We start from the raw sequence: 14,231 nt of genomic DNA, 5'->3' as shown, positions 1-14,231 counted from the left end.
GCCCGTACCCTGGACGCATGAGCACCCCTCCCGCCCCCGAGCCGCGCGAGCCCAGGCCGGCGCTCGTCTTCGACGACCCGCTGGACCAGCAGTCCTCCGACGACACGGACCGCGGCTGGGGCGAACAGCCGTCCGGCACCGACAGCGCCGCCGACCTCAAGCGCTTCCTCGACGAGAAGCCGCCGCACCACATCTGACAGCGCGCCTACTCGCGGCTGTGAGCCGAGCCCCGCTGGGAGACGAGGGCGTCGCGGATCTCCTTCAGGACCTCCAGCTCGGTCACCTCGATGATCTCGCGGGTGCCCTCGCGTGCCTTCCTGCGGGCCTCGACGCGGGCGAGGTACTTCGACATCGGCAGGACCATCAGGAAGTAGACGACGGCCGCGGTGATCACGAAGGTGAGCGTCGCGCCGAGGACGGAACCCCACAGGATCATCACGCCGTGGGAGACCGAGCCGTCCGCGGTCTTCACACAGGGGCCCTTGAGGCACGAGCTGTAGCTGTCGAGGTTCTTGGTGCCGATCGCCCCGACCAGCGGGTTGATCACACCCTTCACCACCGAGTTGACGATGTTCGTGAAGGCGGCGCCGATGACCACCGCGACTGCCAGGTCGACGACGTTCCCGCGCATCAGGAAGGCCTTGAAGCCCTGCCAGACGGTGGGTTCCTTCTTTTCCTTCACCTCGGTGACTCTCCTCGTACGCACAGGTTGTGGAGCAAACAGTCCTGCAACCTACGGCAGCGTCACCTCGGCCTGTCCCATCGGGTAGCACGATCGTGTTACTTGATCGCCTCACCACAGGGCCACCGCCAGCCGCGCCGTCGCCCCCGCCCCCACCAGGCGCACCGCCGTGGACCGGGGCACCGACAGGACGACCAGCGCACCTTCGCCGACGTCGCCGACGTCGCCGGCCTCCGGGATCCGCGTCACCACCGCCCCGCGCGCCACGACCCGGGCGCCCGTCCCCGCCCCCGTCCCCGCCCCCATCTCCGTCTGCTCGGCGGCGATCACGTCGACCCGGTCTCCGGGGCGCAGCAGCCGCACCGTGGCCGCGTCCGCGATCCGCACCGGCGCCGACACGGGCTCGGCGGGCGGACCCCGCCGTACGGGACCGGCCGACGCCGTCGGCGTACGGGCGGGCGGGTCGCCGGCCCCGTGACCGCGGGCGCGGCCGCCCTCGTCCGTCGGGCCGGCCGCCACGAGCGCGGCCGCGGTGACGGCGAGCCCCAGCGCCACGGCCCGCCTCCGGGACCGTACGAGCCGCCGCAAGGAAAACCGCCTGCCGCGCACCCGCACGGGCGGGAAGTACGGCACCTCGCAGGGCGGCGGCGCGTCCGCACCCGGCGGCGCGGGACACAGAGGGGACGGGGCGGACAGGGCTGACGTGGGGGCGGGCTGAGGGAGCGGCACGGGATCACCACCTGCGGCGAGGGATCGGCTTGCGAGTCCCACGATGGGGCCGGTCGCCGAAGCCCGCCGGAACCGGTGCGTCACCGGCCGGTTGTGGACAACTCCCTCACCCGAACGAGCACTTCCGCGCCCGCGTCATCCCGGGCCCCGTACTTCCGGGCCCCGCCCTCCCCAGCCCCGTCAGATCACGTCACGGCAGCTCGAACCCCGGATCCATCCCGCCCAGCGCGTTCGCGCACAGGCAGTCCCGCTCGGCCGTCACCGGCAGCGCGGCCACCGCGTCGAAGAGCACGCCCCGCAGACGGTCGACGTTCGCCGCGAAGACGCGCAGGACCTCGTCGTGGGAGACGCCCTCGCCGGTCTCGGCGCCCGCGTCGAGGTCGGTGGCCAGGGTCAGGGACGTGTAGCAGAGCTCGAGTTCGCGGGCCAGGGCCGCCTCGGGGTGGCCCGTCATGCCCACCACCGACCAGCCCTGGGCCTGGTGCCACAGCGACTCGGCGCGGGTCGAGAAGCGCGGGCCCTCGACGACCACCAGCGTGCCGCCGTCGACCGGCTCCCAGTCACGGCCCCGCGCCGCCTTGAGCGCCGCCGCCCGGCCCGTCGGGCAGTAGGGGTCGGCCAGCGACACGTGCACCACGTTCGGCACGGTGCCGTCGGGCAGCGGGAGCCCGTCGAAGTAGGTGTTCACCCGGGACTTCGTCCGGTCGACCAGCTGGTCGGGGACGAGCAGCGTGCCGGGGCCGTACTCGGGCCGCAGCCCGCCCACCGCGCAGGGGCCGAGCACCTGGCGCACGCCCACCGAGCGCAGCGCCCACAGGTTGGCCCGGTAGTTGATCCGGTGGGGCGGCAGGTGGTGGCCGCGACCGTGCCGGGGCAGGAAAGCGACCCGCCGGCCCGCGACCTCGCCGAGGAAGAGGGAGTCGCTGGGCGCCCCGTACGGGGTGTCCACCTGGATCTCGGTGACGTCCTCGAGGAACGAGTAGAAGCCCGAGCCGCCGATTACGCCGATCTCTGCGTTCGCCATGACCAGCACACTAGCCGGACGCGCGGGGCCGTCGGCACGCCGAAAGCCCCACCGTCACCGACGGCGGGGCCCGGAACGCGGTACGGGCGGGTACCCGACGACGCCTTACGCGGCGGAAGAGCTGCTGGAGCTCGACGACGACGAGCTCGACGACGACCCGGAGGAGCTCGACGAGTCGGACGACGAGGACGACGTCGACGCGGAAGACGAGGACGACGAAGAGGTCGTCGACGACTTCGAGGACGCCGGCGCGCTGCTCGACGAGGAGCCGCGGCTGTCGTTGCGGTAGAACCCGGAGCCCTTGAAGACGATGCCGACCGCGGAGAACACCTTCTTGAGGCGGCCACCGCAGTTGGGGCACTCGGTCAGGGCGTCGTCGGTGAACTTCTGCACCGCCTCGAGGCCCTCGCCGCACTCGGTGCACTGGTACTGGTAGGTCGGCACTGTCTTCCTCCTGGCACTCTCACTCAATGAGTGCTAACGACGATCCATAGTGACGCATTCCCCGGGTTCAGTCCACTGCCACCGGCTCGCGGTGACCCACGCCACGCGCGACGGTGCGCTCGCGGGCCGGTGCCACCAGCCGTGAACGCAGCGCCACCAGGGTCACCAGCGCCAGCACCGTGCCGGCCATCGGCACCAGGAACCCGGCGCCGCCGCCGACCCGGTCCTCCAGCTGCCCGGCGACCGTCACGGCGGCCGCCTGCCCCAGCGCCACCGCGCCGGTCAGCCAGGTGAACGCCTCGGTGCGGGCCCCGGCCGGGACCAGGCCCTCGACCAGGGTGTAGCCGGTGATCAGCGCGGGCGCGATGCACATGCCGACCAGCAGGCCCAGGCCGGCGAGCAGCAGGACGGAGTGCGCGGCCCACAGGCCGGACGCGGCCAGGGCGAGGGCGGCGTACCCGACGAGCAGGCGGCGCTGCGGGGCCACCTTCCAGGCGACGGCGCCGCAGACGACGCCGGAGAGCATGTTGCCGGCGGCGAAGACGCCGTACAGGACGCCGTTCAGGCCGGGCTCGCCGATCGACTCGGTGAACGCGGCGAGCGACACCTGCATGCCGCCGAACACCGACCCGATGCCGAGGAACGTCACGATCAGCACGCGCACGCCGGGCACGCGCAGGGCGGGGGCGTGCTCCACGCGTGCGTGGCCGGCCGGGGCGACCGGCGGCTGGGTGCCGCGCTGCGCGGCGAACAGCAGACCGCCGACCAGGGTCAGCGTCGCCTCGGTGAGCAGGCCGCCGGCCGGGTGGACGGCGGTGCACAGGGCGGTGGCCAGCAGCGGTCCGACGACGAAGGTCAGCTCGTCGGTGACGGACTCGAAGGCCGCCGCGGTCGTCATCAGGGGCGAGCCCTTGAGCTTCGCGCCCCAGCGGGCCCGCACCATGGGCCCGACCTGCGGGACGGAGGCGCCGGTCGGCACGGCCGCGGCGAACAGCGCCCACAGGGGCGCGTGCGCCAGCGCGAGGACGGTCAGGCCGACGCCGGACAGGGTGTGCACGAGGACGCCGGGGATCAGCACGGTGCGCTGCCCGTAGCGGTCGGCCAGGCGGCCGCTGTAGGGGGCGAACAGCGCCATGGAGACGCCGGTGACGGCCGCGGCGGCGCCCGCGGCGCCGTACGAGCCGGTGGTGTGCTGCACGAGCAGCACGATGGAGAGGGTGAGCATCGCGAACGGCTGGCGTGCCGCGAAGCCCGGCAGCAGGAACGTCCAGGCGCCGCGGGTGCGCAGCAGCTGTCCGTATCCCGGGCGGGACGAGGCCGGCGAGTTCGTCGACGGCTCGGAGGTGACCGTGGATGCCACGGCCCGTGCCTTTCTGCCGCCTGGTAGCGCGGCCCCTGGCACCAGGGCGCGCCGAGAGCTGTCCTCTTGCGCGTACTGCGGTAGATACCGGTGGTCGCCGCGGAAGGGCTGTCCGGCCGCCATACGGTCGCGCCAGCTCTGCGTCAGGCAGAGTTGGTCCGATCAAGGTGCGCCTTCATGATACCGGGGCCGGACCCGGTCAGGGCTGTGAAAACGAGCACCACACAGATGTTCACCTGTGAATGGCAGAGCGGTGAACGGGGTGAAACGCGCACGAAACGCACTAGCCGTGCGGGGTCCGGCCGCCCCCGCCGCCCGTGCCCAGCCAGCCGGCCAGCTTGCCGCCGCGGCCCACCGCGCGCAGGCGCGCCTCGGCCGCGTCGCGCACCGGGTCGGTGGCCACGACGAGCAGTTCGTCGCCGCGGCGCAGGACGGTCGTGGGCATCGGCACGAACGACGTCCCCTCGCGGACGACGAGGGTGACCGCGGCCCCGGCCGGCAGCCGCAGCTCGTTGATCTCGACGCCGTGCATCCGGGAACCCTCCGGGATGACGACCGACAGCAGGTGCCCGCGCAGCCGCTCCAGCGGCGCCGACTCGATGCCGAGGTCGGTGGCCTCGGACTCGCCGCCCAGCCGCAGCGTGCGGGCGAGCCAGGGCAGCGTCGGCCCCTGGACGAGGGTGTAGACGACGACCAGGACGAAGACGATGTTGAAGACGCGACGGCTGCCCTCGATGCCGCTGACCATGGGGATCGTCGCCAGGATGATGGGCACGGCGCCGCGCAGCCCGGCCCACGACATCAGCGCCTGCTCCTGCCAGGGCAGCCGGAACGGCGTCAGGCACAGCACGACGCTCAGCGGCCGCGCGACCATGGTGAGCACCAGCCCGATGAGCAGCGCGGGCACCACGTCGTCGCCCAGTTCGTGCGGGGTGACCAGCAGGCCGAGCAGCACGAACATGCCGATCTGCGCGATCCAGCCCAGCCCGTCGGCGAACCCGCGCGTGGCCGGCCAGTGCGGCAACTTCGCGTTCCCCAGCACCATCGAGGCCAGGTACACGCCGAGGAAGCCGCTGCCGTGGGCCAGCGCGCCGCCGGCGTAGGCGGCGACCGCGATGGCCAGGACGGCGATCGGATAGAGGCCGGAGGCGGGCAGGGCGACGTGGCGCAGGCCCCAGGCGCCCGCCCAGCCGACGGCGAGCCCGATGGCGGCGCCGATGACCAGCTCCAGCGCTATCTCGCCGATCAGCACGTACCAGTGCTCGACGGGTCCGGTCCGGGAGAAGGCGACGACCAGGATGACCACGGGGGCGTCGTTGAAGCCGGACTCGGCCTCCAGCATGCCCGTCACGCGCGCGGGGAGGGGGATGCGGCGCAGCACCGAGAAGACGGCCGCGGCGTCGGTGGAGGAGACCACGGCGCCGATGATGAGCGCCTGCCGCCAGTCCAGCCCGACCAGGTAGTGCGCGCCGGCCGCGGTGACCCCGACGCTCACCGCGACCCCCGCCAGCGCCAGCACGGAGGCGGCCGGGAGCACCGGTCGGATCTGCGTCCACTTCGTGCCGAGTCCGCCCTCGGCGAGGATCACGACCAGGGCGGCGTAGCCGATGACCTGGGTGAGCTCGGCGTTGTCGAAGCGGATGTCGCCGATGCCGTCCTGGCCCATGAGGACGCCGATGCCCAGGTACACGAGCAGGCTGGGGAGCCCGCTGCGCGAGGAGATCCGGACCGCTGCGACGGCGACGAGCAGGACGATCGAGCAGACGAGCAGGAGCTGGTTGAGGTGGTGAACAGTCAGCGGCGGTTCCCTTTCCCTGGCGCACGCGCGTGACGCGTCGGCGCACCCGTCCATCGGACACGAAGCGACGCCGCCGCGCACCCGACTACTTCATTACCTTACCTAACTCTTGACGATTTCTTGACGCTCGCCGAGGCGTGATCGAACGTCCTTGCGCGCTGGTTGCCGACTCCGCGTCAAGTGGCTCGGGGCCCTGCGCCTATGGTTGCTCCAGCGCTCATTCGAAGTCACAGCCCGACCTGCCGCTCGCGTTAGGACAGCAAGGACAGCGATGCCCCCCAACACCACCGCCACAACGGGTGACAAGCCCGGCAAGTCCGGCAGGAAGAAGGGGCGCAAAGCCCGTTTGATCGTGCTTGTGCTGGTGCTGGCCCTCGTCGGCGGCATCGCTTTCGGTGCCTACTGGTCCATCAGCACCGTGCGCGCATCCTTCCCGCAGACCAAGGGTTCGATCACGCTCCCCGGCCTGTCCGGCCCGGTCGACGTGAAGCGGGACGGCTACGGCATCCCGCAGATCTACGCCTCCTCCGACGAGGACCTGTTCAAGGCGCAGGGCTACGTCCAGGCGCAGGACCGGTTCTACGAGATGGACGTCCGCCGCCACATGACCTCCGGGCGGCTGTCGGAGATGTTCGGCAAGAGCCAGGTGAAGAACGACGAATTCCTGCGCACCCTCGGCTGGGACCGGATCGCCCAGCGGGAGTACGACAGCGAGCTGTCCGCCGCCACGAAGAAGTACCTGCAGGCCTACGCCGAGGGCGTCAACGCCTACCTCGACGGCAAGGACGGCGAGGACATCTCCCTGGAGTACGCGGCGCTCGGCTTCACCAACGACTACAAGCCGTCGAAGTGGACCCCGGTCGACTCGGTCTCCTGGCTGAAGGCGATGGCCTGGGACCTGCGCGGCAACATGCAGGACGAGATCGACCGGGCGCTGATGACCAGCCGTCTCGGCCCGCAGCAGATCGCCGACCTCTATCCGCAGTACCCGTACAGCCGCAATCGGGCCATCGTCCAGGAGGGCCAGTACGACGAGCTGACCGGGGCGTTCCAGTCGAAGAACGGCTCGGGCTCGTCCGACGGCACGTCCACCGGCGGGAGCGGCTCGTCCGACGGCACCTCGTCGGACGGCTCCGGCTCCGGTGACGGCACTGGCTCCGGTGACGGCACCGGCTCGTCCGGCGGCACGGGCTCCTCCAGCGGCACCGAGGGCTCGGCCCTGCAGGGACAGCTCTCGGGCCTGTCCGACGTCCTGGACGACCTGCCGACCGCCGTGGGCGTGAACGGCAACGGCATCGGTTCCAACTCCTGGGTCGTGTCCGGGCAGTACACGATCACCGGCAAGCCGCTGCTGGCCAACGACCCGCACCTGTCGGCCTCGCTCCCGTCCGTCTGGTACCAGATGGGCCTGCACTGCCGCACCGTCTCCAGCAAGTGCCAGTACGACGTCACCGGCTACACCTTCGCCGGCATGCCCGGTGTGGTCATCGGCCACAACCAGGACATCGCCTGGGGCATGACGAACTCCGGCGTCGACGTCACCGACCTCTACCTGGAGAAGGTGACGGGCGACGGCTACCTCTACGACGACAAGGTCCGGCCCTTCGTCACGCGCGAGGAGACCATCAAGGTCGCCGGCGGCACCGCCAGGAAGATCGTCGTGCGCCAGACCGACGACGGGATGCCGCTGCTGTCCGACCGGGACGACGAGCTGGTGAAGGTCGGCAAGAAGGCCACCGTCGACACCGCCGCGCCCGACCGCGCGGACGGCTACGCGGTGGCCCTGAAGTGGACCGCGCTGGAGCCGGGCACCACCATGGACGCCGTCTTCGCCATGGACAGGGCGAAGGACTGGGAGGGCTTCCGGGCCGCGGCCAAGAAGTTCGACGTCCCCTCGCAGAACCTGGTCTACGCCGACACCGAGGGCAACATCGGCTACCAGCTGCCGGGGAAGATCCCCACGCGCGCGAAGGGCGTCGACGGCTCCGTCCCGGCGCCGGGCTGGAAGCCGAAGTACCGCTGGACCGGCTCCATCAAGTTCGACGAGCTGCCCTACGAGTACAACCCCAGCCGTGGCTACATCGTGACCGCCAACCAGGCCGTCGTCGACGAGGACAAGTACCCCTACACCCTCACCACGGACTGGGGCTACGGCACCCGCAGCCAGCGCATCACCGACCTGATCAAGTACAAGATCAGAGGCGGCGGCAAGATCTCCACCGACGACATGCGCCAGATGCAGACGGACAACGACAGCGAGATCGCCAAGCTGCTCGTGCCCGTGCTGCTGAAGATCAACGTGGACGACCCGGACGTCCGCGAGGCGCAGAAGCTGCTCCAGGGCTGGGGCTTCGCCCAGGACGCCGACTCGGCGGCCGCCGCCTACTTCAACGCGGTCTGGCGCAACATCCTCAAGCTCGCCTTCGGCAACAAGCTGCCCAAGGAGCTGCGGGTGGAGGGCCAGTGCCTGTGGGTCGACCCGGTCAACAGCACCGGTCCCGTGGACCGCGCCCAGAAGGTGCGCGAGTGCGGCCGGCGCGCCGCCGACCAGGCGCAGCCGGACGGCGGCGACCGCTGGTTCCAGGTGGTCCGCACGCTGATGGACAAGCCGGACAGCGACTGGTGGACCACGCCCAAGTCGGGCACCCGTGACGCCGCCACGAACCGGGACGAGCTGTTCGAGCGGGCCATGGTCGACGCCCGCTGGGAGCTGACCGCCAAGCTCGGCAAGGACATCGACACCTGGAGCTGGGGCCGGCTGCACCGCCTGTTCCTGAAGAACCAGACCCTGGGCACCAGCGGCCCGTCCTTCGTCCGGCGCGTGCTGAACCGCGGCCCCTGGAAGCTCGGCGGCGGCGAGGCCGCGGTCGACGCGACCGGCTGGAACGCGGCCGGCGGCTACGGCGTCGTCTGGGTGCCGTCGATGCGGATGGTCGTCAACCTCGACGACCTGGACAAGTCGAAGTGGATCAACCTCACCGGCGCGTCCGGGCACGCCTTCAGCGCCCACTACACCGACCAGACGGGCAAGTGGGCCGACGGGGAGCTGCTCGACTGGTCGTTCGGCGAGAAGGCGGTCGACGAGAGCACCAGGGACACCCTCGTCCTCAAGCCGTGACCCACGGCGGCAGCTGAGCGAAGGGGCCCTCCACGCACGCGGGGAGGGCCCCTCCGTGCGTCTCAGGAGCGGTCGAAGCGGCGGACGCCCGAGGGGGTCACCACCGCGTGCACCGGCCGGTCGTGCGGCTCGGCCGGAACGTGTTCGACGACCTCCGTGTCGTACAGCAGGACCACCAGCGCGGGACGCGCGCCCGCGCGCTCCAGCCGGGCCAGCACCCGGTCGTACGAGCCTCCGCCGCGCCCCAGCCGCATGCCGCGCGCGTCGGCCGCCAGGCCCGGCAGCAGCACCACGTCGGCCTGCGTCACGGCGTCCGGGCCGAGCCGGGCGCCGATCGGCTCGAAGAGGGCCATCCTGCCGCCGTGTTGCACGCGTGCGAGGGAGCCCTCGCCCGCGTAGGCGCCCCAGTCGAGGTCGTTGTCGGGCAGCAGGGCGGGCAGCAGCACGCGTGCGCCCCGCGCGCGCAGCGCGTCCAGCAGCGCGAGCGTGCCGGGCTCGGTGCCCACGGAGACGTACGCCGCGACCGTGTGCGCGTGCGCCAACTCGGGTAGTTCCAGGGCGTGCTCGGCGAGCGCCAGGGCTGACTTGCGCACGTCATCGGTCGTCAACGTGTTCCTCACCGCGAGAAACTCCCGCCGCAACGTCCGCTTGTCAGACTCGGCCCCGCCTGTGCCGTGATGATGCACGCGTACGCTCCCGTTCTGTTCGAATCAGTTCATATGAACATCTATTAACCGGAGCTACAGATTCCTCTCAAACGCACCGGATAGGGTGGCGCACATGACTCAGTCGCACCCACGGATCAGCAAGGCTGTCATCCCCGCAGCAGGCCTCGGCACCCGGTTCCTGCCGGCGACGAAGGCCACTCCCAAGGAGATGCTGCCGGTCGTCGACAAGCCGGCGATCCAGTACGTGGTCGAGGAGGCCGTCGCCGCCGGCCTCGACGACGTCCTCATGGTCACGGGTCGCAACAAGCGCCCCCTGGAGGACCACTTCGACCGCAACTACGAGCTCGAGTCGGCCCTGGAGAAGAAGGGCGACGCCAATCGGCTCGCCAAGGTCCGGGAGTCCAGTGACCTGGCGACCATGCACTACGTGCGCCAGGGCGACCCCAAGGGCCTCGGCCACGCGGTGCTCTGCGCGGCCCCGCACGTCGGCCAGGAGCCCTTCGCCGTCCTGCTGGGCGACGACCTGATCGACCCCCGCGACCCGCTGCTCAAGCGGATGATCGAGGTGCAGGAGCAGCACGGCGGCAGCGTCGTCGCCCTCATGGAGGTCGCCCCGGAGCAGATCCACCTCTACGGGTGCGCGGCGGTGGAGGGCACCGGCGAGGCCGACGTCGTCAAGGTCACCGGCCTGGTCGAGAAGCCGGACCGGGCGGACGCCCCCTCTAGCTACGCCATCATCGGCCGCTACGTCCTCGGCCCCAGCATCTTCGGCATACTGCGCACGACCGAGCCCGGCCGCGGCGGCGAGATCCAGCTCACCGACGCCCTCCAGCAGCTCGCCGCGGACGAGAAGGTCGGCGGCCCGGTGCACGGCGTCGTCTTCAAGGGCCGCCGCTACGACACCGGCGACCGCGGCGACTATCTGCGTGCCATTGTCAGACTCGCGTGCGAACGTGAAGATCTGGGTCCGGACTTCCGGTCCTGGCTTCGCAGTTACGTCACCGAGGAGTTGTAACCACGTTGAGCACCGCCGCGCCCCACTCCACCGGCCAGGACCGCCTGTGGTCGGTGGACGAGCACCTGGAGGACGTCCTCACCGCGATCCGCCCGCTGGAGCCCATCGAACTGCACCTCCTCGACGCCCAGGGCTGCGTCCTGGTCGAGGACGTCACGGTGCCGGTGTCCCTGCCGCCGTTCGACAACAGCTCCATGGACGGCTACGCGGTCCGGGTCGCCGACATCGCGGGCGCGAGCGAGGAGTTCCCGGCGGCCCTGGAGGTCGTCGGCGACGTCGCGGCCGGACAGGCCGGCCGGCTCCACGTGGGGCCGGGCCAGGCCGCCCGCATCATGACCGGCGCCCCGCTGCCCCCGGGCGCCGAGGCCGTCGTCCCCGTGGAGTGGACCGACGGGGGGCTCGGCGAGGGACCCGTGGACGGCATGCGCGCCCGCAGCCTCGCCCCCGAGGGCGCCACCGGGCACGTGCGGGTGCACCGGCCGGCCGAGGCACGCGCCCACGTGCGCGCGCAGGGCAGCGACGTCCGCGCCGGGGACCGCGCGCTGGAGGCCGGCACCGTCCTCGGCCCGCCGCAGATCGCCCTGCTGGCCGCCATCGGCCGCGGCACGGTCCGCGTGCGCCCGCGCCCCCGCGTGGTGGTGCTGTCCACCGGCAGCGAACTCGTCCAGCCCGGCGAGGAACTGGCCGACGGCCAGATCTACGACTCCAACAGCTTCGCCCTCACCGCGGCCGCGCGGGACGCCGGCGCCATCGCCTACCGCGTGGGCGCCGTCGCCGACGACGCCGACACCCTGCGCTCCACCGTCGACGACCAACTGGTCCGCGCCGACCTCATGGTCACCACGGGCGGCGTCAGCGTCGGCGCCTACGACGTCGTCAAGGAGGCCCTGGCGCACGCCGGCGACGAGGACGAGCCCGGCAGCGGCGTCGAGTTCCGCAAGCTCGCCATGCAGCCGGGCAAGCCGCAGGGCTTCGGCACCATCGGCCCCGACCACATTCCGCTGCTGGCGCTCCCGGGCAACCCGGTGTCGTCGTACGTCTCCTTCGAGCTGTTCGTCCGCCCCGCCATTCGCACCCTGATGGGCCTCACCGACGTCCACCGGCCCACCACGCGCGCGACGCTCGGCGCCGACCGCGCGCTGACCTCGCCCCGGGGCCGCCGCCAGTTCCTGCGGGGCAGCTACGCCGACGGCACCGTCCGCCCGGTCGGCGGCGCCGGATCGCACCTGGTCGCGGCCCTCGCGCACGCCGACGCGCTGATCGTCGTCCCCGAGGACGCGGAGTCCGTCGAGCCCGGTGACGAGGTCGAGGTCGTCCTGCTCGGCTGAGCCCCGCGCGGACCGGTCCGTGCGGCGGTCCTGGGCGGTTGCGCCCCGGGACTTGGGGGTACCGTGTCGCGCACAGCAGGCCCGTGCGCCGCACCGCGACGGGCCCGGACCGGGAGCGCCACACACCATGACCGTGCCATCCCGGGGGGAAACCCCCGGACCCCCAGCGCAGGACCGACTGACCCACCTCGACGAGGCGGGCGCCGCCCGCATGGTCGACGTGTCCGGCAAGGACGTGACCGCGCGCACCGCCCGCGCGAGCGGCCGGGTCCTCGTCTCGCCCCGCGTGGTCGAGCTGCTGCGCGGCGGGGGCGTGCCCAAGGGCGACGCCCTGGCCACCGCGCGCATCGCGGGCATCATGGGCGCCAAGCGCACGCCCGACCTGATCCCGCTGTGCCACCCCCTGGCCCTGTCCGGTGTGACACTGGACCTGTCGGTCGCGGACGACGCCGTGGAGATCGCCGCGACGGTGCGCACGACGGACCGCACGGGCGTCGAGATGGAGGCGCTCACCGCGGTCTCCGTCGCCGCGCTCACCGTGATCGACATGGTCAAGGCGGTCGACAAGGGAGCGGTCATCACGGACGTGCGCGTGGAGGAGAAGACGGGCGGCAAGTCCGGCGACTGGAGCCGGCCGTGACCGCCGCGCCGCCCCCTGCCGGTGCGCCGTACCGCGCGCTGGTCGTCACCGCCTCCAACCGGGCCGCGGCCGGGGTCTACGAGGACACCGGCGGCCCCTTGATCGCCGCGGGCCTGACCGGCTTCGGGTTCACCGTCGACGGCCCCCGGGTCGTCCCCGACGGCGACCCCGTGGAGGCGGCCCTGCGCGCCGGGGTCGGGAGCGGCTACGACGTGATCGTCACCACCGGCGGCACCGGCATCTCGCCCACCGACCGCACCCCCGAGGCCACGCGCGCGGTGCTCGACCACGAGGTGCCGGGCATCGCGGAGGCGATCCGGGCGTTCGGCCGGGACAAGGTGCCGACCGCGGCCCTCTCGCGCGGCCTCGCCGGGGTGGCCGGACGGACCCTGATCGTCAACCTGCCGGGCTCCTCGGGCGGCGTGAAGGACGGGCTGGCGGTCCTGGAGCCGCTGCTCGTGCACGCCGTCGACCAGCTCCGCGGCGGCGACCACCGCCGCGCGGACGCGCACGACGCCCCCGACGCGCACGACGCGCACGACGGCCACGGCGCCCACGGCGCCCACGGCGCCCACGGCGCCCACGGCGCCCATGACGATGACGCCCACGGTGGCCCCCCGGCCGGTGAGGACCCCACCAGACCGTCCGGGGGTGCGCGCTGAACAGCCCGTCCTGGCCCGTCCAGCTGGCGGAGGGCGACGTCGTCCTCCGGCCGATAAAGCTGCGCGACCAACGCGCGTGGCGTGAGGTCAACCGGCGCAACCGGGACTGGCTGCGCCCCTGGGAGGCGACCATCCCGCCGCCCGCGCCCAGCGGGCCGATCGCGCACCGCCCGACGTACCGGCAGATGGTCCGGCACCTGCGCTCGGAGGCGAACGCCGGCCGGATGCTGCCGTTCGTCATCGAGTACCAGGGGCAGCTCGTCGGTCAGTTGACGGTCGCCGGGATCACCTGGGGCTCGATGTGCTCCGGGCACGTCGGCTACTGGGTGGACCAGGCGGTCGCCGGCCGCGGGGTGATGCCGACGGCCGTGGCGCTCGCCGTCGACCACTGTTTCCGCGCGGTCGGTCTGCACCGCATCGAGGTCTGCATTCGCCCCGAGAACGGCCCCAGCCGGCGCGTGGTGGAGAAACTCGGATTCCGCGAGGAGGGGCTGCGGCCCCGTTATCTCCACATCGACGGCGCCTGGCGGGACCACCTGGTCTTCGCGCTCACCGCCGAGGAAGTGCCGGAAGGTCTGCTGACGCGCTGGCGGAGGTCGCGGCCCCGCACCGCGCCCCGTGACCACCAGAACACACCGGGGAATGCCGGCAACCCGGGAAATTGAAAATATGTTCGAAATTGATCCCCGGTTGACGTTCTCGGAGCAATGAATTCCCGGTCCGAGTGGGCCGCTGATCGCATCGGTCACAAAAAAAGTTCGAA

Annotated in this window: 14 protein-coding genes; 7 read left to right on the top strand and 7 right to left on the bottom strand. The window is 72.2% G+C overall.

The features are described from left to right. Nucleotides 1-17 precede the first annotated feature (17 nt). Nucleotides 18-197, top strand: a complete 180-nt coding sequence (locus tag E4U91_RS14850) for a hypothetical protein (protein WP_137307304.1) — start codon at nucleotides 18-20, stop codon at nucleotides 195-197. Between the two features lie 8 nt (nucleotides 198-205). Here E4U91_RS14850 and mscL read toward each other — a convergent pair whose 3' ends face one another. The 6 genes from mscL to E4U91_RS14820 form a co-directional block, all read right to left on the bottom strand. Further along, complete coding sequence (gene mscL, locus E4U91_RS14845) at nucleotides 206-682, bottom strand: large conductance mechanosensitive channel protein MscL (RefSeq protein ID WP_137307303.1); 477 nt, start codon at nucleotides 680-682, stop codon at nucleotides 206-208. 111 nt (nucleotides 683-793) lie between these two features. Then, a complete protein-coding gene (locus E4U91_RS14840) occupies nucleotides 794-1,411 on the bottom strand; it encodes a hypothetical protein (RefSeq protein ID WP_422070898.1) in 618 nt (205 codons plus the stop codon). 190 nt (nucleotides 1,412-1,601) lie between these two features. After that, nucleotides 1,602-2,435 carry an S-methyl-5'-thioadenosine phosphorylase gene (locus E4U91_RS14835; protein WP_137307302.1) on the bottom strand — a complete coding sequence of 278 codons (834 nt, stop codon included), beginning with the start codon at nucleotides 2,433-2,435 and terminating at the stop codon, nucleotides 1,602-1,604. A gap of 105 nt (nucleotides 2,436-2,540) precedes the next feature. Further along, nucleotides 2,541-2,879: an FmdB family zinc ribbon protein gene (locus E4U91_RS14830; RefSeq protein WP_137307301.1), complete on the bottom strand. Its 339-nt coding sequence runs from the start codon at nucleotides 2,877-2,879 to the stop codon at nucleotides 2,541-2,543. A gap of 67 nt (nucleotides 2,880-2,946) precedes the next feature. Next, nucleotides 2,947-4,239: an MFS transporter gene (locus E4U91_RS14825; RefSeq protein WP_137307300.1), complete on the bottom strand. Its 1,293-nt coding sequence runs from the start codon at nucleotides 4,237-4,239 to the stop codon at nucleotides 2,947-2,949. 283 nt (nucleotides 4,240-4,522) lie between these two features. Next, nucleotides 4,523-6,091 (bottom strand): potassium/proton antiporter, encoded by a 1,569-nt coding sequence (locus E4U91_RS14820; RefSeq protein ID WP_137307299.1) that lies wholly within the window; start codon nucleotides 6,089-6,091, stop codon nucleotides 4,523-4,525. 217 nt (nucleotides 6,092-6,308) lie between these two features. Here E4U91_RS14820 and E4U91_RS14815 point away from each other — a divergent pair, with 217 nt between their 5' ends. Then, nucleotides 6,309-9,155 (top strand): penicillin acylase family protein, encoded by a 2,847-nt coding sequence (locus tag E4U91_RS14815; RefSeq protein ID WP_137307298.1) that lies wholly within the window; start codon nucleotides 6,309-6,311, stop codon nucleotides 9,153-9,155. A gap of 62 nt (nucleotides 9,156-9,217) precedes the next feature. On the opposite strand, the gene E4U91_RS14810 is transcribed toward E4U91_RS14815, so the two are convergent. Next, nucleotides 9,218-9,841 carry a 5-formyltetrahydrofolate cyclo-ligase gene (locus tag E4U91_RS14810; protein ID WP_137307297.1) on the bottom strand — a complete coding sequence of 208 codons (624 nt, stop codon included), beginning with the start codon at nucleotides 9,839-9,841 and terminating at the stop codon, nucleotides 9,218-9,220. Nucleotides 9,842-9,935: 94 nt separating this feature from the next. Here E4U91_RS14810 and galU point away from each other — a divergent pair, with 94 nt between their 5' ends. The 5 genes from galU (at nucleotide 9,936) to E4U91_RS14780 (ending at nucleotide 14,133) form a co-directional block, all read left to right on the top strand. Then, nucleotides 9,936-10,838, top strand: a complete 903-nt coding sequence (galU, locus tag E4U91_RS14805) for a UTP--glucose-1-phosphate uridylyltransferase GalU (RefSeq protein WP_137307296.1) — start codon at nucleotides 9,936-9,938, stop codon at nucleotides 10,836-10,838. 5 nt (nucleotides 10,839-10,843) lie between these two features. Further along, complete coding sequence (gene glp / locus E4U91_RS14800) at nucleotides 10,844-12,166, top strand: molybdotransferase-like divisome protein Glp (protein WP_137307295.1); 1,323 nt, start codon at nucleotides 10,844-10,846, stop codon at nucleotides 12,164-12,166. A gap of 127 nt (nucleotides 12,167-12,293) precedes the next feature. Then, nucleotides 12,294-12,806: a cyclic pyranopterin monophosphate synthase MoaC gene (gene moaC, locus E4U91_RS14795; protein WP_137307294.1), complete on the top strand. Its 513-nt coding sequence runs from the start codon at nucleotides 12,294-12,296 to the stop codon at nucleotides 12,804-12,806. Then, entirely contained in the window at nucleotides 12,791-13,468 is a 678-nt protein-coding gene (locus tag E4U91_RS14790) for a MogA/MoaB family molybdenum cofactor biosynthesis protein (protein ID WP_422070936.1), read from the top strand. Before moaC ends, E4U91_RS14790 begins: the two co-directional genes overlap by 16 nt. Continuing rightward, complete coding sequence (locus E4U91_RS14780) at nucleotides 13,465-14,133, top strand: GNAT family N-acetyltransferase (RefSeq protein WP_137307293.1); 669 nt, start codon at nucleotides 13,465-13,467, stop codon at nucleotides 14,131-14,133. Before E4U91_RS14790 ends, E4U91_RS14780 begins: the two co-directional genes overlap by 4 nt. Nucleotides 14,134-14,231 lie beyond the last annotated feature (98 nt).

This window comes from Streptomyces lasalocidi (assembly GCF_005280215.1).
Taxonomy (GTDB): domain Bacteria; phylum Actinomycetota; class Actinomycetes; order Streptomycetales; family Streptomycetaceae; genus Streptomyces; species Streptomyces longwoodensis.
This window is presented reverse-complemented; position numbering and strand designations above follow the sequence as displayed.

Excerpts from the sequence above, each read along its gene's own strand:
- E4U91_RS14850 (WP_137307304.1), top strand. The coding sequence starts at position 18 with ATGAGCACCCCTCCCGCCCCCGAGCCGCGCGAGCCCAGGCCGGCGCTC.
- E4U91_RS14835 (WP_137307302.1), bottom strand. The coding sequence starts at position 2,435 with ATGGCGAACGCAGAGATCGGCGTAATCGGCGGCTCGGGCTTCTACTCG.
- E4U91_RS14820 (WP_137307299.1), bottom strand. The coding sequence starts at position 6,091 with ATGGACGGGTGCGCCGACGCGTCACGCGCGTGCGCCAGGGAAAGGGAA.
- E4U91_RS14815 (WP_137307298.1), top strand. The coding sequence starts at position 6,309 with ATGCCCCCCAACACCACCGCCACAACGGGTGACAAGCCCGGCAAGTCC.
- galU (WP_137307296.1), top strand. The coding sequence starts at position 9,936 with ATGACTCAGTCGCACCCACGGATCAGCAAGGCTGTCATCCCCGCAGCA.
- moaC (WP_137307294.1), top strand. The coding sequence starts at position 12,294 with ATGACCGTGCCATCCCGGGGGGAAACCCCCGGACCCCCAGCGCAGGAC.